Origin of the sequence: Geobacter benzoatilyticus, from assembly GCF_017338855.1 — a bacterium.
Lineage (GTDB): Bacteria > Desulfobacterota > Desulfuromonadia > Geobacterales > Geobacteraceae > Geobacter > Geobacter benzoatilyticus.
Window position 1 is genome coordinate 3,117,766 of the sequence record NZ_CP071382.1, and the last position, 20,555, is coordinate 3,138,320.

21 protein-coding genes and 1 riboswitch are annotated in these 20,555 nt (G+C 57.4%); of the genes, 3 read left to right on the forward strand and 18 right to left on the reverse strand.

Features of this window, described 5'->3' with window-relative positions:
• Window positions 1-123 precede the first annotated feature (123 nt).
• The 9 genes from JZM60_RS14460 to JZM60_RS14500 form a co-directional block, all read right to left on the reverse strand.
• Window positions 124-2,133: a transglycosylase domain-containing protein gene (locus tag JZM60_RS14460; RefSeq protein ID WP_207163117.1), complete on the reverse strand. Its 2,010-nt coding sequence runs from the start codon at window positions 2,131-2,133 to the stop codon at window positions 124-126.
• A gap of 163 nt (window positions 2,134-2,296) precedes the next feature.
• A complete protein-coding gene (cysN, locus tag JZM60_RS14465) occupies window positions 2,297-3,970 on the reverse strand; it encodes a sulfate adenylyltransferase subunit CysN (protein WP_207163118.1) in 1,674 nt (557 codons plus the stop codon).
• Window positions 3,971-4,105: 135 nt separating this feature from the next.
• On the reverse strand, window positions 4,106-5,011 hold the full coding sequence (gene cysD / locus JZM60_RS14470; RefSeq protein WP_207163119.1) for a sulfate adenylyltransferase subunit CysD: 906 nt from the start codon (window positions 5,009-5,011) through the stop codon (window positions 4,106-4,108).
• Between the two features lie 113 nt (window positions 5,012-5,124).
• Window positions 5,125-5,820, reverse strand: coding sequence for a phosphoadenylyl-sulfate reductase (locus JZM60_RS14475; protein WP_207163120.1), 696 nt, complete (start codon window positions 5,818-5,820; stop codon window positions 5,125-5,127).
• Window positions 5,821-5,854: 34 nt separating this feature from the next.
• Window positions 5,855-7,303 (reverse strand): SLC13 family permease, encoded by a 1,449-nt coding sequence (locus JZM60_RS14480; RefSeq protein ID WP_207163121.1) that lies wholly within the window; start codon window positions 7,301-7,303, stop codon window positions 5,855-5,857.
• The gene (locus tag JZM60_RS14485) at window positions 7,303-8,109 is read right to left on the reverse strand and encodes a hypothetical protein (RefSeq protein WP_241426273.1); all 807 of its coding nucleotides are present in this window, start codon (window positions 8,107-8,109) and stop codon (window positions 7,303-7,305) included. The genes JZM60_RS14480 and JZM60_RS14485 overlap by 1 nt, the downstream gene beginning before the upstream one ends.
• A 24-nt stretch (window positions 8,110-8,133) precedes the next feature.
• On the reverse strand, window positions 8,134-9,432 hold the full coding sequence (locus JZM60_RS14490; RefSeq protein ID WP_207163122.1) for a nitrite/sulfite reductase: 1,299 nt from the start codon (window positions 9,430-9,432) through the stop codon (window positions 8,134-8,136).
• A gap of 74 nt (window positions 9,433-9,506) precedes the next feature.
• A complete protein-coding gene (cysK, locus tag JZM60_RS14495; protein WP_207163123.1) occupies window positions 9,507-10,460 on the reverse strand; it encodes a cysteine synthase A in 954 nt (317 codons plus the stop codon).
• Window positions 10,461-10,523: 63 nt separating this feature from the next.
• On the reverse strand, window positions 10,524-10,985 hold the full coding sequence (locus tag JZM60_RS14500; RefSeq protein ID WP_207163124.1) for an RrF2 family transcriptional regulator: 462 nt from the start codon (window positions 10,983-10,985) through the stop codon (window positions 10,524-10,526).
• Window positions 10,986-11,231: 246 nt separating this feature from the next.
• A riboswitch (SAM riboswitch) is annotated at window positions 11,232-11,336 on the forward strand.
• Between the two features lie 78 nt (window positions 11,337-11,414).
• On the opposite strand from JZM60_RS14500, the gene JZM60_RS14505 reads away from it, so the two are divergent.
• Together JZM60_RS14505 and JZM60_RS14510 are read left to right on the forward strand one after the other, a co-directional pair.
• Window positions 11,415-12,557 (forward strand): trans-sulfuration enzyme family protein, encoded by a 1,143-nt coding sequence (locus JZM60_RS14505; RefSeq protein ID WP_207163125.1) that lies wholly within the window; start codon window positions 11,415-11,417, stop codon window positions 12,555-12,557.
• A 1-nt stretch (window position 12,558) separates the two neighbouring features.
• Entirely contained in the window at window positions 12,559-13,692 is a 1,134-nt protein-coding gene (locus tag JZM60_RS14510; RefSeq protein WP_207163126.1) for a trans-sulfuration enzyme family protein, read from the forward strand.
• A 32-nt stretch (window positions 13,693-13,724) separates the two neighbouring features.
• Here the strand turns inward: JZM60_RS14510 and JZM60_RS14515 are convergent, their stop codons facing one another.
• On the reverse strand, window positions 13,725-14,678 hold the full coding sequence (locus tag JZM60_RS14515) for a D-2-hydroxyacid dehydrogenase (RefSeq protein ID WP_207163127.1): 954 nt from the start codon (window positions 14,676-14,678) through the stop codon (window positions 13,725-13,727).
• Between the two features lie 39 nt (window positions 14,679-14,717).
• Window positions 14,718-15,377: a methyltransferase gene (locus JZM60_RS14520; RefSeq protein ID WP_207163128.1), complete on the reverse strand. Its 660-nt coding sequence runs from the start codon at window positions 15,375-15,377 to the stop codon at window positions 14,718-14,720.
• Here JZM60_RS14520 and JZM60_RS14525 point away from each other — a divergent pair.
• The gene (locus tag JZM60_RS14525) at window positions 15,376-15,594 is read left to right on the forward strand and encodes a hypothetical protein (RefSeq protein WP_207163129.1); all 219 of its coding nucleotides are present in this window, start codon (window positions 15,376-15,378) and stop codon (window positions 15,592-15,594) included. The genes JZM60_RS14520 and JZM60_RS14525 overlap by 2 nt on opposite strands.
• Here the strand turns inward: JZM60_RS14525 and JZM60_RS14530 are convergent.
• The 7 genes from JZM60_RS14530 to dcm all read right to left on the reverse strand — a co-directional run bounded on the left by JZM60_RS14530 (window position 15,570) and on the right by dcm (window position 20,430).
• Window positions 15,570-16,253, reverse strand: a complete 684-nt coding sequence (locus JZM60_RS14530; RefSeq protein WP_241426274.1) for a flavodoxin family protein — start codon at window positions 16,251-16,253, stop codon at window positions 15,570-15,572. The genes JZM60_RS14525 and JZM60_RS14530 overlap by 25 nt on opposite strands.
• Entirely contained in the window at window positions 16,246-16,620 is a 375-nt protein-coding gene (locus JZM60_RS14535) for a hypothetical protein (RefSeq protein ID WP_207163130.1), read from the reverse strand. Before JZM60_RS14535 ends, JZM60_RS14530 begins: the two co-directional genes overlap by 8 nt.
• Window positions 16,617-16,946 (reverse strand): winged helix-turn-helix domain-containing protein, encoded by a 330-nt coding sequence (locus JZM60_RS14540; RefSeq protein WP_207163131.1) that lies wholly within the window; start codon window positions 16,944-16,946, stop codon window positions 16,617-16,619. The genes JZM60_RS14535 and JZM60_RS14540 overlap by 4 nt, the downstream gene beginning before the upstream one ends.
• Before the next feature lie 372 nt (window positions 16,947-17,318).
• Window positions 17,319-18,536, reverse strand: coding sequence for a type II restriction endonuclease (locus JZM60_RS14545; RefSeq protein ID WP_207163132.1), 1,218 nt, complete (start codon window positions 18,534-18,536; stop codon window positions 17,319-17,321).
• Window positions 18,533-18,994 carry a very short patch repair endonuclease gene (locus tag JZM60_RS14550; protein WP_207163133.1) on the reverse strand — a complete coding sequence of 154 codons (462 nt, stop codon included), beginning with the start codon at window positions 18,992-18,994 and terminating at the stop codon, window positions 18,533-18,535. The genes JZM60_RS14545 and JZM60_RS14550 overlap by 4 nt, the downstream gene beginning before the upstream one ends.
• Window positions 18,995-19,234: a hypothetical protein gene (locus JZM60_RS14555; RefSeq protein WP_207163134.1), complete on the reverse strand. Its 240-nt coding sequence runs from the start codon at window positions 19,232-19,234 to the stop codon at window positions 18,995-18,997.
• A complete protein-coding gene (gene dcm, locus JZM60_RS14560) occupies window positions 19,180-20,430 on the reverse strand; it encodes a DNA (cytosine-5-)-methyltransferase (RefSeq protein WP_207163135.1) in 1,251 nt (416 codons plus the stop codon). The genes JZM60_RS14555 and dcm overlap by 55 nt, the downstream gene beginning before the upstream one ends.
• Window positions 20,431-20,555 lie beyond the last annotated feature (125 nt).

A 20,555-nucleotide genomic window follows, 5' to 3' on the forward strand; every position in this document is an offset into this window, starting at 1 on the left:
TGCTTTGACCGCTGCAATATTTACACCGACAGTATTTTTTGATCAGAATTTAAAGCAGGTTGTATGGTGTAGCCTGTGACAGCTGCCGATAGTTCGGTGCAATGGTTCAGGAGCTGCAGAGGATTATAGCGGCGGCGAAGGGGGCGGTGGTTCAGCCACCGGCGCCCCATCGCCGGGAAGATCGGACGGTGACGGGGGCTCCGGATTGAGGGCATCGCCGCCATGTTTCGGGCAGTAGACTGTTGGCTGGGTTCCCTCGATAAAAAGTTCGTCGCGTTTTTCAGGGCAATCAGGCGTAGCGAGGGAACCGGTGGCGGGATCGACCGATACGGTAACAACCGTCTCCGGCTGCGGGAAGTCTGTTGCCGGCCCGGATGCCAGAGCCGGTTCCATGAACTGCCTCCAGATGGGTGCAGCCACAACCCCGCCGGTAAATCCCCTCCCCCCCGGACGGGGTTTGTCGTATCCGACCCATACGCCGGTCAGCAGATGCGGAGTGTAACCGATAAACCACGCATCCCGATAATCGTCGGTGGTACCGGTTTTACCGGCAGAGGGGCGTTTCTGGCTGAAGGGCTTGAGTGACTTTGCCGTACCGTAAACCATGGCATCCTTGAGCATCCGCGTAGTGATGTAGGCGGCTGCCGGGGAAAGAACCTGGGTGGCTGACGCTGGATTATCGGCCCAGGAGCGGTGCTTTTTATCATAGATGCGCAAAATTGTTCTCGGTTCCGACTTGACCCCTCCATTGGCCAGCGGGGTGTATGCGGCGACCAGGTCATGGAGCGTGACATCTTCGGTTCCGAGAGCCAGGGAAAGATCGTTACTGGCACGCAAAGGGAGCCCCGCATTGCGGGCGAATCCGGTGAAATACGGAACCCCGATGGTATCCAGCAACTTCACCGTAATGACATTGTTCGAGTAGGCCAATGCCTGCCGCAGCGTCAGCGCGCCGTATTTTTCCCGCCCGTAATTGAATGGCTTCCAGGTTTGATTGTTACCCCGGTTGTAGGCCACCGGAGTATCATCCCACACGCTGTCGGCAGTTATCCCCACCTCCAGCGCCGCGGCGTAAATCAACGGCTTTATGGTCGAACCGGGCTGGCGTCTGGCCACAAAAGCGCGGTCATAGTTGCTTTTGGCGAAATTCACCCCCCCCACCGCCGCCAGCACATCCCCCGTTGCCGGATCAAGAGAGATCAATGCCCCCTGGAGCTGAGGCGAAACCTTTTTGACCCCATCCCTCAGGGTCTTCTCGGCGAGCTTCTGGAGGTTCAGATCCATGGCGGCAGTCACTTCCAGCCCCCCCTGGTCGATAATTCTCGCACCGAATTTCCGGACGAGCTCGTCGCGGATATGGGCCAGGTAATAGGGGGCCTGCCCACGCTGCACCACCGTCACGGGGCGGGTTCTCAGCTTCTGCTTCTGCTTGGCGGATATCATCTCGAGGTCCAGCATTCTCGTAAGGACCACGTCCCTTCGCCTGCTCACGTCGGAGGATTTCCCCAGTGGGTTGTAACGTCCGGGGTTTTTGGGAACTCCGGCCAGGAGAGCGCATTCGGCATCGGTCAGCTCATCGGGGTTTTTATCGAAATAGATCCGGGCCGCCTGGGCGATACCCCACGCGCCGTTCCCGTAATAGATTTCATTGAAATACATCTCGAGAATCTGCTTCTTGCTGTATTTTTTCTCGTACTCCATGGCCAGCCGGGCTTCTTCCAGCTTCCGCTCGATGGTCTTTGCGCCGGTCAGATATTTGTTCTTTATCAACTGCTGGGTAATGGTCGAGCCCCCTTCGACCAGCTTCCCCTTGACTACATCCTTAACCAGGGCCCGGGCAATACCACGGAGATCTATGCCGCCGTGTTCGTAAAAGCGGGCGTCTTCCACCGCGATTACCGCATTCTGCAAAAAAGCGGGGATCTGCTCGATGGAGATCCAGAATCGTTTTTCGGGGAGAATCCGGCCGGCGAACCTGCCGTGGCGGTCAAAAACCTTGATGGAGGAATATCCGGAAGGGAGATGGGGATATCTGGCTATTCCCCCTTGGGCCAGGGCCGATGCCGCCGTGAGCATCAAGAGGGAACAGACCAGAATTACTGATAAAATCGAGCGTTTCAGCAATGAATGCATGGAAGAAACCAGGATTGTTGTTTATTCCTTCAGAATGTCGAAGCTAAAGGCGGATGCTGCATTTAAAGGATGTCTGAATCCGTAACGGATATCACCCCGCTTCGCCTTTGCCTTTACAATTCACTACGCCAATTCGCCCGCGCTGTCAATTGGCGTGTCCCGGTCATATCCCTCCCCCATTATCGGATGCCCTGTTCACGGCCCTGATACCCCGCTTGAACAGCAGGATGCTAACACCATCACCCGTGCGGTCGAATTCGAAAGCCAGGTTGTATTCGTAGGCCAACTGCGCCACCGCCGGCAGATGGTTCATCCCCCCCAGGCGGAACAGACTCCGGTTCCCCTTGTCAAGGTTGTCGAGGAAACTGGCGGAAACCTCGAACTCAATGTCGCCCGCTTCTCTGCCGAGATCCAGCACGCTTACCCCGGCACCGCTCATGGAGGCTTCGCTCAGGACGATGCGGAGGGGGGCGCCGTTCTTTGCGGCCGGCAGATCGCCACGGGATTCCGGGCGCTCATCCTTTGCCTCCAGTGGTGCAGCAGCGATCACCATGCCGGCGGCAACAGTGGCATTGCTGATGCGGTCGATCAGGATGAAACTCCCCGTGTGCCGGTTCTGGCGGTAGGGATCGAAGGAGATCGGCCGGTCGAGTTCCAGGTGAACCACGCCGATCCCGTTCAGCCCCAGCGTCGGCGCCTGCTTCTGCTCAAGGGTATTGACGTCCACGGCGTACTGAACGGAGGTAACCCGACCCGGCGCCACGGCCGTGGCCGTTTTAACCAGATATATCTGCCCCGGCTGAAGGGGCTCGTCATGCATCCAGACCAGGTGTGCCTCCGGATGCCGGGCATGTATCGGCGGGGCATCGGGTGCGGCCAGCATATCCCCCCGGCTGATGTCGATCTCGTCGGCCAGCGTCAGGGTCACAGCCTGGCCGGCAGTGGCCTCCGGAAGATCGCCATCCATGGTTACAATGCGCTCAACCCGGCTGGTGCGGCCCGACGCGGCCACAACTATTTCGTCGCCCGGCCGGATGGTGCCCGCGGCAACAGTCCCGGCAAAACCACGGAAATCCAGGTGGGGGCGGTTCACCCACTGCACCGGCATCCGGAACGGCTGAGACCTGTTGTCCCCTTCAAGCTCAAGGGTTTCAAGATAGGTCATGAGAGTGGGGCCGGCATACCATGGTGTATTGTCGCTCGCCTCGATCACGTTGTCGCCATTGAGGGCCGACAGGGGAATGGCGGTGATGGAGTCGAAGCCGAGCGGCGCCGCGAACTGCTCGTAATCCCGCAGGATAGACAGGAAACGCTGCTCATCATAGCCTGTCAGGTCCATCTTGTTCACCGCCAGCACCACGTGCCGGATGCCGACCAGGGATACCAGGTAACTGTGGCGGCGGGTCTGGGTCAGGAGCCCCTTGCGGGCATCCACCAGAATCACCGCCACCTGGGCGGTGGAGGCGCCGGTCACCATGTTCCGGGTATACTGCTCGTGGCCGGGGGTGTCGGCAACGATGAATTTGCGCTTGTCCGTGGAGAAGAAGCGGTAGGCCACATCGATGGTGATCCCCTGCTCCCGCTCCGCCTGCAGGCCGTCCAGCAGCAGGGCGTAATCTATGGCCCCCCCCTGGGTGCCGGACTTTTTGCTGTCCACCTCCAGCGCCGCAAGCTGATCCTCGAAGACCATCTTGGAGTCCCAGAGCAGGCGTCCGATCAGGGTGCTTTTGCCGTCATCCACGCTGCCGCAGGTTATGAAGCGAAGCAGCGATTTCTCCTCCTGGCTCTTCAGATATGCCAGGATATCTTTCTCTATCAATTCAGATTGATGTGCCATAAATAACTCCGATTCAGAAACGTCAATTTTTCGTTCTGGCAAGGCTGTCGAGTGATGTCGCGGAGGCGTAGCAGCGCTACGCCGCACAAGTCATCACGAAGACTTACGCCGCCAGGGCGGAAAAGTGGCGTTTCTTTAGAAATACCCCTCTTGTTTCTTCTTCTCCATGGAACCCGCTTCATCATGATCGATGAGGCGCCCCTGGCGCTCCGAGGTGCGGGTCAGGAGCATCTCGCGGATAATGGCGGGAAGCGTGTCCGCCGTCGATTCGACCGCCGCGGTCAGGGGGTAGCACCCCAGGGTCCGGAAGCGAACCGATTTGTGCTGCACCTCCTCGCCCGGTTTCAGCTCCAGGCGGTCGTCATCCACCATGATCAGCATGCCGTCACGCTCCACCACCGGCCTCACAGCCGCGTAATAGAGCGGCACGATGGGGATGTTTTCCAGGTGGATGTACTGCCACACGTCCAGTTCGGTCCAGTTGGAAAGCGGGAATACCCGTATGCTTTCTCCCGGCCTGATGCGGGTGTTGTACAGGTTCCAGAGTTCCGGGCGCTGGTTCTTCGGGTCCCAGCGGTGATTGGCGCTGCGGAAGGAGAAGATCCGCTCCTTTGCCCGCGACTTCTCCTCATCCCGGCGGGCACCGCCGAAAGCGGCATCGAATTTGTACTTATCCAGAGCCTGCTTCAACCCCTCGGTTTTCATGATGCCGGTATAAAGGGCCGAACCGTGGGTAAAGGGGGAAATTCCCTGACGGACCCCCTCCTCGTTGACGTGTACGATCAGTTCCATGCCGCTCTCGGCCGCCATCCGGTCCCGGAACTGGATCATCTCGCGAAACTTCCAGGTGGTGTCCACGTGCAGGAGTGGAAACGGCGGCGGCGCCGGGTAAAAGGCCTTGCGGGCCAGGTGCAGCATGACCGCCGAATCCTTTCCGATGGAGTAGAGCATCACCGGATTGGAAAATTCGGCGACAACCTCGCGGAGAATGTGGATGCTTTCTGCTTCTAACTGCTGCAAATGTGTAAGGTTTTGGCTCATTGTTATTGTTCTCCTTGTTCCCCCCTTTGAAAAAGGGGGGTCAGGGGGGATTTATCTATTCAGGTTCAAAAGCAAATCCCCCTAAATCCCCCTTTTTCAAAGGGGGACTTTACCTATCGCCGGTGCAGCCCGCATTCCTTATTCTCCGCACTCTCCCACCACCATCTCCCGGCCCGTACATCCTCTCCCGGTTTCACCGCCCTTGTGCAGGGGGCACAGCCGATGGAGCGGTACCCCTGGCTGTAGAGGCGGTTTTTGGGGAGGCGGTGCGCTTCGGTGTAGGCGATCAGTTCGTCTTCGCTCCAGTTTATGAGCGGGTTTATCTTCAGGATGCCGCCGTTCAGCTCGTCCCGCTCTATGGGAGCCAGTTCGCCGCGGGTTACGCTCTGCTCCCGCCGCATGCCGGTGACCCAGCCTGCCAGCCCCTTGAGGGCACGGGAGAGGGGTTCCACTTTCCGGATGGCACAGCAGGCATGACGCTTATCAAGGGATTCCCGGAAGGAGAAGAGCCCTTCGGCCCGCTCCAGTGCCTCCACCTCTTCGTGGCGGGGGAAGAACCAGTTGATCTTCAGGCGGTAGCGTTCCGTCAGGGCATCGGCCACCTCATAGGTTTCCTCGTTGAGCCGCCCGGTGTCGATGGCAAACACCCCCAGCTCCAGACCGGCTTCATGGGCGATGTGGATAATGGCCACGTCCTCCAGGGAGAAGGAGCAGGCCAGCGATACCGGCCCATCGGCGGCTTCGATGCCGGCGCGAAGAATCTCCGCCGGCTTTGCGTCCTTTGCTATGTATGGAAGCGAGTTGTTCATGGTCGAGTCCCTTTCGGTATCATATTTAGTGCATTCAGATTGCCAGCCCGAGCAGGGGCCAGATAAAACGGGCCGACAGCAGGAACAGCACCCACGAGATCAGCATGATTACGGCTCCGGGGAGCATGATGTCGCGGCTTTTAAGATAACCGGAACCATAGGCGATGGCCGTGGCCGGGGTTCCCATGGGGAGGCAGTAAGCCAGGCCGGCGGGGAGAGCTATCGCCAGCGTCATGACCTTGGGGTCGATTCCCATGCTCTTTGACAGAGTCAGGCCGATCGGCATGAAGATGGCCACCACCGCTGCATGGCTGATGCACTCGGTCATGATGATGGCGACAAACGAGATGACCGCCACCACCACGAAGGGCGACGGAGTAAAGGATTCCAGCCCCCGGTTGACTATCCACGTGGCCGCCCCGCTTTTCTCCATGGCGCCGGCCAGGGCGATGGAGCCGCCGTACATCAGGATGATGCCCCAGTTCACATCCTCTTCGATCGATTTCCAGCTAATCACCCTGAAGGTGAACAGGAACACGGCCGCAAGAATCGCTATGGCAGCCAGTCCGACCCGCTCACCCAGGGTTATCCAGCCGAGGATGGTGGCAATCATCACCAGGGCTACCGTGAACTCATCGAAGCTCATTTTCCCCGTCTCAAGCCGTTTGCGGTTCAGGTGGCGCAAGCCCCCCTCGACGCTCTCCAGATCAACCGGGAAAAACCGCAGCAGGAGCAGGAAGCCGATCACTATCAGCGGCAGAACGATCGTACTGGCGGCAATCATCCATTCGAGGAACGAGAAACCGAGACCGGTCCCTTCCCTGAGGATGCTGACCGCCAGCGGCGCCCGCGCACCGCCGAGGAACGTCGCAATGCCGCCGATGATGCACCCCCAGGCGATGGACATGAAAAGCAACCCTGCGTAACGGCTCTTTCCCCGCTCCAGGCCGAGGCTAACGGCGATCTCGGACACCACCGGGAACATCATGGCCGCCACTGCGTGCTCGCTCATGCAGTAAGAAAGGGCGGTGGAGAGCAGAAAGACGGTCAGGGCAAGCCTGATGGGGGTTCGGCCGAATCGGGCAAGCATCGCCCGCGCCAGGCGGGCCGACAGGCCGCTGCCGGTCATGGCGGCTGCCAGGATGAAGGCTCCGAGGATGAAAAAAACCGCCTCATTGCCGAAATGCCCGTAGGTTGTCCGGGCGTCCATGATTCCCAGCAAAGGGAGCATCACCATGGAGAGGAGCGCCGTGGCCGCCATGGGGAGAAGCCCGGTCACCCACAAAAATACGGTGGCGCCGAAGAGAATCAGGGAATGGTACCCCTGCGCCGAAAGTCCCCGGGGGGGATCGAGGTTGAACAACACTGTGCTGAGCAGGATCAGCCCGGCAATAACCTGGTAGCGGTGCGTACGGCCGGCCAGGATTTGCCAGAGGGGGCGCCGGTCGATCTTTAGCGGTTTATCGAGGGAAATCCGTTCCATCACAGACCTGCCGAATCAAGGGAGTCTTCAGCAGGCACGACCCGCAGGTGCCTGCGCAGGCCGGAAGCCGCCAGCAACTGCCGGTCGCGGATCCTGTCGATGAAATTTCTGAGACGCCCCGCGTTTTCTGCCGCCACCAGCGGCGTTGTCAGGGATATCAGGGGAAGAAACGGTTTCACGGCCGCACGGTGCCGCTCCCAACCCGATGCGAGATGGGCGAAGACAGAAGCAATTTCCTCCGCCTGGCGGCTGGAAACCCGTGGGGATAGCGTCACCAGCGGCACGACGCCTGCTTCCAGCAGCAGATCGATCTCCCTGGCGAGCACTGCCGGCGGTTCCGCTCCGGCTTCCAGCGTGAAAGCTGCCGACCAGCGGGGAAACAGCTGCACGGAAACGACAAGCGACTCCCGCAAATCCTGCTGATTGCCGGGGCGCGCCCCTGTCGGCGCCGGAGCCGCAACCGCGATGTCGAGCATATCAACACCGGCGGCATAGGCCCGTTCTATGAACGAAGCCGGGGGCACATACGGCACCCTCCCCATCAATCTGACGTTGAAATTTTTCTTTATCTGTCGCGCCATTTCCTCACCACGGGAGAAATCATCCCTTGCTCCGAACGAAAGATGGAACAGGTCGGTTGATTCCAGGCAATAACTCTCGAACATGGTTTCCAGAGTCTCATAGACCGGAAGGTTTCCGCCCACGAAGAAAACCTTGCCGGCACGGCTAAGGGTCTCCGAATCAGGAACCGGTTCCGGGCGTTCCATGATGTCATGCAGTTTTTTTTCGTCGACAATCATTGCCATGGCGGTTTACTCCGTCCTCGCCTCTCACCCTATCCGGCGCACGGATTCCAATAGTTCATCAAGGGTCAGCAGTTCGGCGGTCTTCTCCCCAAACCCGCCGCTGCTGCGGCGATACAGGGCAAAACGCGGCTCTTTCTTACCATCGTCGCCGGCAACCAGCCGCGAGACCGCGATGCCCACATCGGCGAGCTGAGGCTGGGTGCAGGAGTTGTGGCACCCTGAAATGGCCCAGCTCAGTTTTGCCCCCTCCGGACCCAACGCATCCCGTAAGACCCCGGCGATGTCCCTGGTCGGCGCGAGACCGGCAAGGCATTCGTGGGCGCCGGGGCAGACGCGGAAAACCGTCCCTTCCGGCCCCCCTCCCAAATTAAAGCCGGCCGCTTCAAGTTCACGAAGTGCAGCATCTGCGTCGCCATCATCAGCCAAAAGCAGGGCCAGGTTCTGGTCTACCGTGACGGCCATGGAGCCGTCGGCCCGGGCGTCGGCAAAATCCGCCAGCAGACGGAGCTTGTCGCTCGAAAGCAATCCGGCGAACACCGGAACTTCAAGCCGCCGGCGACTGACCGGCGAAGGAAGCAGGTTTTCCGGCAACGCGACAACTTCCGGCAATTCTTCCACAGCGCCCGGTTCAGCGTTGATCCTGCGCCGGAGTTCGTCTTCGCCGATTTCCCGCACCACGTGCTTCAGCCGCTTGCCCGCAGGCGCATGGGAGGCATAGACCTTCACGATTGCCTCCAGCAGAGGGATAATGCGGCGCTCTTCCACCTCTTTCTCCAGCAGAAAGCCCGCTTGCGGCTCACGCCCCAGCCCGCCGGCCACCCATACGTCGTACCAGCCGCGCCCTTCTTCGGAGCGGACAAGCACCAGCGCCGCATCCTGGATAAGATGCCTGCCTCCGGCCACATCAGCCTCAATGCCGATCTTGAACTTCTTCGGCAGGCGCTCGAACCGGGGGTTTCCGGCAAAGTGCCGCTGGAGGCGACGGGCCATCGTCTCAAGGGCCGGAAATCGCTCCGATCCCTGGGCGCCGCAGACAATCCCGCGCACCGCGCCGCCGCAGGCACCGCGAGAGGTGAGGCCCACTTTTGCCAGTTCCAGCTTCACGAGAGGCAGGTCCGCTTCGCGCAACCAGTGGATTTCCATGCTGCCGCGGGTGGTCAGGTGGACGGTTCCCCGGCCGATGGCAGCTGCAATTGCCGCCACCCCGCGGGCCTGGACGGAAGAAATCACCCCGGCCGGCAGTTTTACCCTCTGCATGAAAAAACCGTCCTGGCGCTGCCGGTAAATGCCGTCCAGACGATAATCCCGGATTCCACTAGTCATCTTCTCGTCCCCCATTTATGGTCTTTCCCGTCGATTCCACGGGATATTGTTTTTCCGCTGCACTGCGGCAGCCATCATACCCCTTCGAAAAGGGGCGTTGAGAGATAGCGTTCGGCTCCGTCCGGAAGGATAACGACGATGTTCTTCCCCGCGAACTCTTCCAGCCCGGCCAGCCTCACTGCGGCGGCTACCGCGGCTCCCGACGAGATGCCGGCCAGTATCCCCTCTTCCCGTGCCAGCCTTTTGGCGAACTCAATCGCCTCGTCGCTGGAAATCTGCTCGACCCTGTCAATGAGGGAAAGATCGAGGGTATCAGGGATGAACCCGGCTCCGATCCCCTGGATCTTATGGGGACCTGGCTTCAATTCCGACCCGGCCAACTTCTGGCTGATGACGGGGCTTTCCTTCGGTTCTACGGCGACGGAAATTATCTGCTTTCCCCTGGTCTGCTTGATGTAGCGACTGATGCCGGTAATCGTCCCGCCGGTACCCACACCGGCAACCAGTACATCAACCCCGCCATCGGTGCCGTCCCATATTTCCGGGCCGGTGGTCTTCTCGTGTATCTCAGGGTTGGCCGGATTCTTGAACTGGTTGGGAATAAAGTACTTTTGCGGGTCCGAGGCGGCAATCTCCTCGGCGCGGCTGATTGCCCCCTTCATCCCTTCCGCTCCCGGCGTCAAAATCAGGTTTGCCCCCAAGGCAGCCAGCACCCGGCGCCGTTCGATGCTCATTGTTTCCGGCATAGTAAGAGTCAGCCTGTAACCACGGGCGGCGGCCACATAGGCCAAGGCAATGCCGGTGTTGCCGCTGGTGGGCTCCACGATCTCCACTCCCGGCTTGAGAACCCCGCGTTTCTCCGCATCCCAGATCATGTTCGCGCCAATGCGGCATTTCACCGAATAGGACGGGTTGCGACCCTCGATCTTGGCGATTACTGCCGCTCGGGAGCCCTCACCCAACCGGTTGAGCTTTACCAGGGGAGTGTTGCCGATGGACTGGGAATTATCTGCATAGACCTTGCTCATTGTTGACCTCCTTGCTTAACGTTAATTGTCTATAGTTTTTATAGACGTTTTAGGCAAAAAAAATCAGATGCTGTAATCTATTACTCTTTTTGCCTTCCGCCGCGCCTGCCTGCCTCTTTCAACCATATCCGCCAGGGTCAGATTCTCCAGGGCCGAATTGAGAACTTCATTCACCTCTGCCATGGTAAGGCGGATTCCACAGCTTTCCTCATCCAGACACTCCTCGCAACGGGCATAATTATTCGTGCTGAGGCATTGTACCGGTGCTATGTCCCCTTCGAGAATCCTGACGATCGAACCGATGGTAATCTTGTCTGCCGGAAGGGCAAGCGCATAACCGCCACCTTTCCCTATCCTGCTTTTCAACAACCCTCCCTTGCGCAGGGACAACAGGATAGACTCAAGGAACTTTTTAGGGATGTTTTCGCTCTCGGCCAGCTCTGCAATCAGAACATGTTGGTCGACAGGCGTAACAGCCAGATGAATCAGCGCTTTAAAAGCGTATTTCGTTTTCTTGGTTATCATGTCTAGCTAAACTATAGATAAAGAATGTTGACCGGTCAAGTAATTTATTTACTCCCCATTCACATTTTTTAGATCGGGCTATTATGCGCCATTTCAAAGAACTTTCAGTCCCAACTAACCGTATTTGCCGGCTTTTATTTTTACAAAAAAATTTCTTTGACAAATGTTCAGTGTATAGGTAAAGATTTAAACACGATTTCTTGATTCCTCAATCAAGATTCAGCAAAAAATTGAATAGCACACGATTTCTTATCAAGAGCGACCGAGGGACAGGCCCAACGACGTCGCGGCAACCTCCCGCTGGGGAAGGTGCCAATTCCTGCGGAGCCGCAAGGTTTCGGGAGATAAGGGAGCGCGGACACACTTCGCCCAGGCAGAGAGTCCCCTTCCGCAACCCCGGAAGGGGACTTTTTCATTAAGGAGCGAGCCATGAGCATTGCAACAGCAGCAGTACAGATCGGACTTGAATGGGATACCCGCACAGGTGCGGTGACAATCCCCATCTACCAGACGGCAACATTCCGGCACCCAGGCCTGGGGCAAAGCACCGGCTACGACTACAGCCGCTCGGGCAACCCCACCCGCCAGGCTCTGGAAGACGGAATAGCGCGCCTTGACGGGGCTTCCAGGGGCTTTGCCTATTCCTCGGGAATGGCGGCCATTGCGAACCTGCTTTTGCTCTTCAAGCAGGGAGACCACCTCATTGTTACCGAGGATCTGTACGGCGGCACCTATCGCCTGTTTGAGCAGATTTTCCAGCAGTACGGCCTGGAATTCACCTATGTGGACACAAGCGACATAGCACAAACTGCGGCCGCCATCCGCCCCGAGACAAAGGCAATTTTCGTGGAATCCCTGACAAACCCGCTCCTGAAGGTTGCCGACGTTGCCGCGCTGGCGGCGCTCTGTCGGGACCACGATATCCTCTGCATCGTGGACAATACCTTCCTCACCCCTTATCTGCTACGGCCGCTCGATCTGGGGGCGGATATCGCCGTCTACAGCGGCACGAAGTACCTGGCAGGCCACAACGATACGGTGTGCGGCCTAGTGACGGTAAAGGATCCCGCACTGGCGGAACGGGTATATTTCCACCAGAATGCCGCCGGCGCCGTACTCGGCCCCCAGGATTCCTGGCTCACCATCCGCGGCTTGAAGACCCTGTCGGTTCGCCTGGACCGCCAGCAGGACAACGCCCTGGCCATTGCCCGCTGGCTGGCGGGGCACGAACTGGTGACGAAGGTCTATTACCCCGGCCTGCCGGACCACCCGGGGCATGAGCTCCTGAAAGCCCAGGGGCAGGGATTCGGAGCAATGATTGCCTTTGAGGTAACCAGTCCGGAACTGGTGGAGCGTTTGCTGATCCGCACCAACGTGATATCCTTTGCCGAAAGCCTGGGGGGGGTCGAGACACTGATAACCTTCCCTGCCGTCCAGACCCATGCCGACATCGAACCGGAAAAGCGGGCCGCCCTCGGCATCAGCGACCGCCTGCTCCGGCTCTCCGTCGGGATTGAAGACGTGAACGACCTTATTGCCGATCTGGAATCGGCTTTCAACTTGGAGGCATAGCATGAAATTCGCAACCAGACTCATCCATGGCAGCCACGCCATCGATCCCGCCACCGGCGCACTCTCCATACCGGTCTACCAGACCTCCACCTTTGCCCAGCAGTCGGTGGACCATTTCGGGAAATACGACTATGCACGCTCCGGCAACCCCACCAGGGAGGCACTCGAAGAGGCCATTGCCGACCTTGAAGGGGGAAGCCGCGCCTTTGCCTTCGGATCGGGCATGGCAGCCATATCCTCCACCCTGATGCTCTTTGCCCCCGGCGACCATCTGGTGGTTTGCGAGGATGTTTACGGCGGAGCCTTCCGGGTGATGACCAAGCTCTTCAGCCAGTGGGGGCTCAACGTAACCTTTGTGGATGCCACCAGCCGTGAAGCCATTGAAGCCGCCATACGTCCGGAAACAAAAGCGATCTACCTGGAGACCCCCTCAAACCCTCTCCTGAAGGTCACCAACCTCCGGGAGGCGGTGGAAATCGCCCGCAACCATGGGCTGCTGACCCTGGTGGACAACACCTTCATGACCCCGTACCTGCAACGCCCGCTGGAGCTTGGATGCGATATCGTCATGCACAGCGGCACCAAGTTCCTGAACGGGCACAGCGACGTGGTATGCGGATTTGCCGTGGTGAAAGACGAGCATCTTGCCCATCGCCTCGGATTCATCCAGAACGCCTTCGGCGCCATACTCGGCCCCCAGGACTGCTGGCTGACGCTGCGGGGATTGAAGACACTCAAGGTGCGGATGGAAGAAAGCCAGCGCAGCGCCGTCAAGGTTGCAGAATTCCTTGCCGGGCACCCGCAGGTCAAGCAGGTATATTATCCCGGCCTGTCGACACACCCGGGCCATGACGTCCACAATCGCCAGGCCGACGGCCCCGGTGCGGTTCTTTCATTTGAGCTGAAGAGCTTCGACTTGACGAAACGGTTACTGGAAGGGATTGAACTGGCAGCATTCGCCGTCAGCCTTGGAGGGGTGGAAAGCATCCTGTCGTATCCGGCCAGGATGTCCCATGCGGCCATGTCCCCCGCCGACCGGGCCGAGCGCGGCATCAGCGACACGCTGGTACGGCTTTCCGTGGGGCTGGAGGACCCGGACGATCTCATATCGGATTTTGCGGGGATTATCGGGTAGGATCAGATTTTCGGCTCATCGAGGGCACCACTCTACTGCGGCGTTTCGTGCTGCGGCCCACTCTTACGCACCGTCTCAAGCCACTCCGCGATAAAGAGGTCGATGTACTCTTGGCTGATGGCGCTGGAATGGGGCGTGATCAGGACGTTGCGTTGCTGCCAGAGGGGCGAGAAGGCCGGCAGCGGCTCTTCGGCAAAGACATCCAGGCCTGCGCCGGCCAGGCGGCCATGCTCCAGGGCGGCCACAAGATCTTCCTCCCGGTAGCAGTTTCCGCGCCCCAGATTGTAGAGGTGGGCCCCCGGCTTCATGGCGTTAAAGTGCCGTGCGGTGAAAATCCCGTCGGTTGCCGTCCCGCCGGGAAGCAGCAGCACCACATGGTCGGCCTCTGGCAACGCCTCCTCCAGCGCGTCAAAGGCGATTACCCCATCGACAAAAGGGCTCCCCGCGAACGATTCCGGGTTGCGCTTGACCCCGGTCACGTGCGCGCCGAAGGCTTTGAGCAATTCAGCCATGGACTGCCCCAGCGCCCCGAGACCTACGATCAATACCCGCTGGCTGAAAAGGCCCACACAACCGCTGTAATCCCGACGACCCCACCTCCGGCACCCCTGATCATCGAGCGACTTGCCCAGGCGCCGGTTGAAATACAGCATCATGGAGAGAAGGCTCTCGCGCATGATTCGGCCGTGGAAGCTGCCATGACACGTCAACACCCTCCCCGACGGGTCCGCCTCAACCCAGTCGCGCCCGGCGGCAGGGGTGAAGAGCGCCTTTAGCCGGGGAGCGGCTGCATACCACTCGGCCTTGAACACCCACACCATGGCATATTCGGCATCGGGAAGCCGGTCCATGAAATCACGGTCACTGGCAGCGACGGTAATATTCACTTCCGGGAGAGCTTGGCGTAGTTGCTCGACATGCCGTGGCTTCAGGGTGAAGGCGTCAATGCTGTTGTGCAGATGGATAAGGAGATTGCTGATCTTCATGGGTCCTTTTCGCTTTCGGGGATCGATGATTTAACACTATTACCAGCCTGGCTCCGCAAGCAGCAGCCGGTTCTTTGGCGTGATATCGCCCGGAATCTGCTGGGTAATCACCCGGTACCCCAGGGAGCGCAACCGCGACACGCGGACCACATCCATGGCCAGCGGGCCATCCAGCCACCCCTGCAGGCCGCCAAGGTCCGCACCGCTCAGGTCGTGACAACAGGGGAGTACCGCCACCCTCGCCCCGACCTCCACTGCCCGCTCCAGAACGAGGTCTGTCAGCCCCCCGCAGGCATGGGCAGAAACGATCACATCGTCGCAATGCAACGGCACGTCACGCAGGTCCGCCTCCACGAACTGTATTCGCCCCTTGAGGCGCGGCCAGCTTTCTTCCAATGACTCGACAAGGGTGGAGGAACTCTTCGGGATCCGCCGGTCAACCGCCAGGGCCGTGGTCGATGTGTCGTCAAGAAGGAGAAGTATCTGCGCCAGAAGCCCGTGGCCGCAGGCCAGATCCACGATTCGACCACCGCGGTAACGCCGCCTCACCCGCCGTGCCACTTCCCAGGCTTCGTACAGTTCCTTGCGTGGCAGACAGCCGGCGCGGCATACTGCCCGGGCGATGGCGTCGAACAGGGTATCACCGGCGAACTGTGGAAGCAGATTTACCGTAAGTCGGTTGCGGGAGGAGCGGTCCATGGCGTTACCGTCGGGGTGGCTGACACCGGTCGCACGTGTCGACGGTCGCGGCCGCAAGCCGACCCCCACAGACTCTGCATGCGTTGTCCCATTCAGGGTGGCCGACGGCAATGGCCCGATTCTTGGCCTCAAGGCGCTGAACTTCCGCCTCCATCTCATCGTTGTACTGCACTTCGAACATAGCCGACGCCCCTACCCTTTCCTGTCCCGCCAGTAATCACGCTCGAAAACCCAATGCTCTCCCATGATTTCCACCAGGCCCGACATCCTCTCCCGGAAAGCGCCGAGAAAAGGCTCCTGCTCGGGGAACTGCCGCTTCTCCCTGATACAGTGGCAGAGTTCGCGCCCCAGGGTGCGTGCCCGGCCATAAAGGTTCGCCTCATCGGGAAAGGCCCTGATGCCGGCCATGGGAGAGCCGATGCCGCCCACAGAGTTGGCTCCCAGGGTATTGACGAACCGCTCCATGTACGAAATCACCTCCGCGTCCTCTCCGCCTCCGGATGTTTCCACAACGGCAGCGTACTTCCCCTCCAGGGCCATGCAGTGAAGCAGGCCGCAGCAACGGTCAAAGAGCGCCTTCATCTGGGCAGTAACGCTGAATATGTAATTGGGGCTGGCAAGGATGAAGCCGTCGCAGGCAAGAAGTTTCTCCTTGATCCCCTCGTAGTCGTCCTTGATGGAGCAGATGCCCGTTTTGTGGCAGAGATCGCACCCGACGCAGGGTTGCACCTTCAAGGTGGCAAGGGAAAGAATTTCCGTCTCCCCCCCGGCCTCCCCTACCCCGGACAGGACCTCCTCCAGCAACCGTCCGGTATTTCCCTTCATCCCTCGGGGGCTGGCAATGATGGCGAGAATGTTCATGGTGTCTCTATCCATGCCTTTCTGAAATCCGCTTTGACACACTTTTCTCGAAAACTTCTGCAAAACCTTCATTCACAGACCATCGTCTGACCTCTTCACTATCGATATCGTGATCTCTGGCAATGAGTATCGCCTGTTCGAGACTCTGCTGGTCTTTCCAGTGATAAAAAGCTGCCAGCCTGTCCTTCACACAGCCAGTCGGGGATAATAGCCGCAGATTGCCGGTTGCAAAACGGAGCGAACTGATTGCGGACGGCGGCTCATCACCGATTGCCAAAGGGCCAGAGGGGAATTCGACAAAGAATGGAGTCTGCGGGTTGACGAGGTGTTCAGCGATGTAGGCAGCCAGCTCACCTATGGTCAGCTCGGACAGCGAGATCACAGCGGCTTCCCTCTGCGGCGGGGGCGACGACGGTTGAGCAGCAGCCGCTGCTGCAACTCTTCATCATAAAATGCAATCGACTTTTCCAGCAGAGCCGAGAGTTCAACAAGCAAAGGGTAGCGCGGGTTAAAGGTATAGAGACGGGTGCGCCCGGCAGTGCGGCTCGCGAGAACGCCGCCCGCTTCCAGTTTGTCCAACTGCTTCTGGATAGGTGCCAGGGAGCTGTTATAGAACTGTGCAATCTCCCGCGCATACCCCTCCTCTCTGGCGATCAGAAAGGTAAGGACTCGCTCGCAATTGATGGAGCCGACGATTGCTTCGATCATGGCACTTGTCCAGTTAGAATTTAATGTAGGTCACATGACCTATTTTGTAAGTCAATATATCAGTGGGCAGCGATTGTCAAGGCAAGAGTATACTGCTGGAATAGTTGAAGGAATTAAATAAACTGACCCTGGAATTCCTCAACCGGTCTTTGGCAAATTTGAGAAAGAATTCTTTCTTGTGGCATTGGTGCGTAAAATGCCACACCCGTACCGGTATGTAGTGCCTGTTCGCTCGTGCCATCTTCTTAAATGCTCGCTTTTAACGGTGAAAAGTTGGTTCTAAGGGGGAAATTCGCCCCAATATTTAGAGAAAACAATGGTGTGTCAATGATTTAGCTTGGTCCGACCCCGGACGGCCCCGCCGCTACAACGTTAAACCGTTGCAAACTGGCACCCTTTCACCAAATCGACAAACTCGACCAGTTGCAGCAGATTGCCTTGCTGTGCGGGCTTGTAGCTGGCATGCAGGCTCTTTGGAAGTACCAGCGTCAGCCTGTGCCCAGCCATCTCCGCTGTCTGGTTTTCGCTGATCCCCGGCTCAAGTGTGAACAGATGTTTCCTCTCGATACGTGCAGCCTCGGACAATACCTGCCGCCAGCGATCCTTGCAGGTTGATTTCACACCAAGCATGGTCAGGCGGACATTCGGAAATTCCGGATTGTGGTACTCACTGATGGAGGGGAAAATGAAGTCTGGTTTTGCCTTGTTCTCTGTCATCTTTCCGCGAGAACAGGAAATATTGTGTTCACGGAAAACCTGTTCAAGGTGATTCTCAAGGGCATGCCCGACTCGAGATTTACGACGATTTTGCACGCTTAGTGAAAAGTCGATAAAGGCGTCAACATCCTCGCCGAAGCCCTGCCGCAACCGCTCGCCGACGATATGACGCTCCAGAACCCGGAACAGTGCCTCTTCTTTTTCCATCCACGCTATGAGTACCTTGTCAGCGTCATCTAGAGAAGATGCTCCGACAGACTGTCGAGCAAAGGCTGAAAATTCAGCTGTTTTTGGAAACTTGCCACCGAAACGTGATAGCAGGGCGTCCAGCAGATTATCATCGGGAACCTCGATTTCGATGCCGAGCTCCTCAATGATGATTCTGCTGGCAAAGTTCAGCGGGATATCTTCCTGTTCGGCTTCATAGTCCCGCTTGATAAACTGCCGCTCGACTTCGGCAATGCCGAACAGCCAGAGCAACTGGTTCTCTACGGTGCTGCCACCCTGAACTGCAATCATCAGGATGCTGCCATCAACCTTCCTGACAACCAGCAGCAAGTCTCCTTCCTGCATTTTTTCAGTAACCGAGGTTGTGGGAAAATACAGCCGGTATTCGGCGCTACGGTGTGCCTGGTCTATTCGTGAGTCATACCAGGTAAGATAACCATCAGCCTGAACTGACTTGTCTTCTTCATCCCCAAAATACATGAATCTTGACGGCATTTTATCCATTCGTTCATCGCCGAGCAGGGAACGAAGCGGTTTGACACCATTAAACTCATGTTGATTGGATTTTTTCGGGTCCGCTTCAACTGCGCTCAGACGCTTTGCAACGACCCCGGTAAAATATTCAGACAGGCAACCTTTTTTCATTTCAGGATCACTCCCTTGATTTCCACATCAGGGTTTGAAGAAACAAGCCATGTACAAATTTCATCGGCACTTTCTTCGAGCGGTCGCCGGTGTTTTCCCTTCAGTGCACATTCCCAAACTGTGAGAATCCGCCACCCTGCAAGAGTTAACTCTTGTCTTGACCGTGCATCTACCTCTTTGTTTCTTGAAATTTTATCTTTCCAGAAAGACTCATTACTGGAGGGCCACTTGAAAAGATGGCAATCGTGCCCATGCCAGAAACAGCCATGAATCATGATAACTGCCCTGTAACGAGGCAACACAATGTCCGGCTTTCCGGGGAGTTTCTTGTCATGCAACCTGAACCTGAATCCTCGCCGGTGTAGTAAGCTCCGGATAAGTATTTCAGGCTTGGTATTCTTCCCGCGAATGCCGGACATCATCCGGCTTCTTGTCTCAGCATTAACTACGTCAGCCATTTATTGCTCTTGCAGTACCTTTCCATTGTAAGCAATCCGGGCAACTAGCTTGCCTGAAAGAAAGACTTTTCCTGCATCGCCACACCAGTTGCCGCCGCCAAGATTCCACTCGGAAATATATTCTCGGCAAGCAGTAACAGCTTCTTCTATCGATTGTACCTTTGCGACAACTGAAGGGCTGACAGCTACATATTGACCGTAATCCGGGTTTCCTGTTGAGCAGAGTATTGCTCTGTACATGCGGGATCCCTCCTTTTCTTCAGCTCCAGAATGTGCGTTTTCATGATTCTTGCTATTTCTCTTATAACCGGAACTACTACAGCATTGCCAAACTGCTTATATGCTCTGGTATCTGAAACGGGTATTACGAACTCATTATCGGGACTATCGAACCCCATCAGTCTCGCACACTCGCGAGGTGTCAGACGACGTGGATTTTTACCCTTGCCCTGATCAATAAGAATCTCGCTGCCGTCCTTGTAATAGCGGGCTGACAAGGTACGAGCTGTGTCGTCTTTCCCTACCAACCCGAAGCCAAAACCATTTCCGGCAGCTTTGTGCTTTGCTGCATAGTTTTGTAAGTATTGCCAGAGGTTATTGGTCAGAGTGTATTTATCTTCTACTTCACCTGCCGGCAACAGAATGTCCTTCAGTTTCTTTGCGTCAGGTCCGGGATGCCGGAAATTCTCCCAGCTAAAACCGGTTTCGCCATCAAAGCCAACAAGGAAAATCCGCTCCCGGTGCTGCGGTACAAAACCTTTGGCATCAATCACCAACGGATAAACCTTGTAGCCAAGTTCGTTTTTCAATGTATTCATGATTACCCGGAAAGTTTTCCCCTTGTCGTGCCGCTCTAGATTTTTCACGTTCTCAAGAAGAAACGCCGGGGGGCGGAGTTCTTCTAGGATGGAAGCGATATGAAAAAACAGGTTACCCTGTTCCTTGCATGCAAAACCATGGGGTCGGCCAAGAGCGTTCTTTTTGCTCACTCCGGCAATTGAAAAGGGCTGACAGGGGAATCCGGCCAGCAGGACATCGGGCGTTTCCGGAATGTGCTTTCGGATATCACCGATTATGTCGTTAATGTCACCGGCCAGTTCATGCTCGACATCAAAGTTGGCTCGATAGGTTTTCTGGGCGTATTCGTCCCATTCGCACGTAAAGGTGCAGTGGCCGCCGTTATCTTCGAAGCCCATTCTCAGACCGCCAATACCGGCAAACAAATCGATGAAAGTGAAATCGTTATTTCTGGGAGGGGATTTAGAGAACTGAAGATAAAGCTGCTCCAGCACCATCAAATCGCTTTTTGATGCTTTTGATTCTCCTGCGATCCAGCGTCGAATGGTACGCTGATTCTTTCCAAGGTGGTCTGCTACCTTATCAAGTCCAAGCGTATCCACTGCCTTCTGAACAAACCAAATAGGCTCATGCTCCATATTTCACACCTTTAATGGGTTATTTTGTGACAATATGTCACATATCTTCCCGTAAAACAAGGCTTCATATCAATTTCGAATTCGGGGAAAAGAATTCGAAAGAATTCGGGGAGAATTCGGGGGAC